Raw genomic sequence first — 247 nt, forward strand, 5'->3', positions numbered from 1 at the left:
GCACGTACCCGCTGTGGGTCATACTGTTCCGCTTCAAAGCGGCGGCTTAAATTCTTAACGACTTTACCTTCGCCGGTTATCCAGATGAAGTAATCATCGGCAGGGATTTGCATCTGCGCCAGACGCGCATCTACCGCCTGCTCATCATGTGCCAGCCATTCGATATTAAAACCATCAAGGTGCGCGAGATAATCCTGACAGGCGTTATCCCGCACGCTAACCAGCGCACTAACTTGCGGTTTAACGG

Annotated in this window: 1 pseudogene; it reads right to left on the bottom strand. The window is 52.2% G+C overall.

What is annotated here, in order from left to right:
* A pseudogene (gene nfeF / locus AC0IZJ_RS28625) lies at positions 1-247 on the bottom strand (NADPH-dependent ferric chelate reductase NfeF); the annotation flags it as partial.

This window comes from Roseateles sp. AC306 (assembly GCF_979253795.1).